General features: G+C 62.6%; 3 protein-coding genes. All 3 read left to right on the top strand.

What is annotated here, in order from left to right:
• The first annotated feature begins 71 nt into the window (after positions 1-71).
• Positions 72-683 carry a 30S ribosomal protein S4 gene (gene rpsD, locus ACUH78_RS19210; protein WP_445334442.1) on the top strand — a complete coding sequence of 204 codons (612 nt, stop codon included), beginning with the start codon at positions 72-74 and terminating at the stop codon, positions 681-683.
• Between the two features lie 2 nt (positions 684-685).
• Entirely contained in the window at positions 686-982 is a 297-nt protein-coding gene (locus ACUH78_RS19205; protein WP_445334443.1) for a hypothetical protein, read from the top strand.
• Positions 983-1,296: 314 nt separating this feature from the next.
• Positions 1,297-1,611, top strand: coding sequence for a hypothetical protein (locus tag ACUH78_RS19200; RefSeq protein ID WP_445334444.1), 315 nt, complete (start codon positions 1,297-1,299; stop codon positions 1,609-1,611).
• The last annotated feature ends 49 nt before the right edge of the window (positions 1,612-1,660 follow it).

The raw sequence follows: 1,660 nt of genomic DNA, 5'->3' as shown, positions 1-1,660 counted from the left end.
CAACGATCGATGATTCAGCACTGACCGGGAACTACGGGGTTGCTCGGACGGTTACTCCGAAGGAGAGTCAAGTGTCCCGTTATACCGGTCCCCGCCTGAAAGTGATGCGTGCCCTCGGCACGGAGTTGCCAGGGCTGTCGCGCAAGCCGCTCGGTGAGCGCAATTATCCGCCTGGGCAGCACGGTCAGCGTCCGAAGCGAAAGTCCGGGTTCGGTGTGCAACTGATCGAGAAGCAGAAACTACGCTTCAATTACGGTTTGACCGAAGGCCAGATTCGGCGCCTGTTCAGGGAGGCCAAGCGTGACCGCGGACCAACGGGTGACAAGTTGCTGGAGTTGCTCGAGCGTCGCCTCGACAACTTCGTGTTCCGTGCCGGCTTTGCGCCGACGACGGTGGCTGCGCGCCAACTCGTGCGCCACCGGCACGTGCTGCTCAATGGCCGTCCAGTGAATATCCCGTCGATTCGTGTACGTCCGGGCGACCGCATTCAACTCACCGAGCGCGCCCGGCAGATTCCGGTGGTCGCGGAGTCGCTCGTTGAGCCGGCGCTGGCCCGCCCTGAATGGCTCACTTTCGAAGAGCCTGCATTTGCGGCGACGATGACCCGTACGCCCTCGCCAGATGAGGTGCCCTTCCCGGTGGACGTTCAGCAGATCGTCGAATACTACGCGGTGCGGTTGTGAGCATGGGCCCCTCATCAGCACCGGGGGCGGGTGCGCCGTCCGCCGCAGACGTGCCTTGCTACGACACCTATCCGGATCTCGCGCTGGCGGCCGTCCTGCAGTTGCTGTCGCGGTTTCCGGCGCGTCGTTCGCCGGCCTTGGCGCACACGATCGCCTGCCACTTCCAGGTCATTGCTGCGGATCCACGGGTACCGGAGTCCTTGCGCGCCTGCGCAGACCGGTTGATCGCCGACTGGCAGGCATATGCCCTGCTCGGCGAATTCGTTGAAGAAGGCCCGCCGAGCGGGGCGCTGCATTGAATGCCGGCGCCGATATGGCGAGCGTTTCGTTTTTTCTCCGGAGGTGGGGCATGAGCAAGAAGTGCTGCAAGAAGGACAAGCCGTGCAAGGGTTGCCCGCGGCGCAAGTCCTGAATCACGCACATATGACCAAGTGTTGACGACGATCAAAAAGGAATGATTCGCAGTGCTGTTACCATTTTTGCAGTGACTGCACTACTGCACTGCAGCACGCCCCTCCGCAGGTCCCGGAGGGGATACGAGATTTCTAGTTACGGGCCGCCCCTGTGGGGCGGTCCGTTCGTGCCCGCCCCTGTCCTTCAAGAAGGAATGATCATGTCGTTTCGTAAGTCCGGGCTGCGCCCGATCGTGCTGTCCACGGTGTTCGCTCTTTGTTCCGCGCCAGCATTCGCCGAGCGGCCGATGGCAGTCGATGATGCTGGCACCCTCGAGCGGGGGGGCGCGAAGCTGGAGTTCGGCTGGAGCCGCGACGATGCAGTGCGCGGTTACGAGGGGGCGGCTGGTTTCGGTCCGATCGACAATGTAGAGGTAGAAGTGGGTTTCGGGCGCGCGAAGGACCGTGATGCCGATCCCGATGCAAAGATCCGTGCAGTGGGCGCCGCGGTCAAGTGGGTGCCGCTGCAGTTGTAGGGAGCACATAAACTGTCCGGACTTGTAGCACGTGATCTGTCCGGTTTCA

The sequence above is a fragment of the Thauera sp. ZXT1-4 genome (genome assembly GCF_052598215.2).
This window is presented reverse-complemented; position numbering and strand designations above follow the sequence as displayed.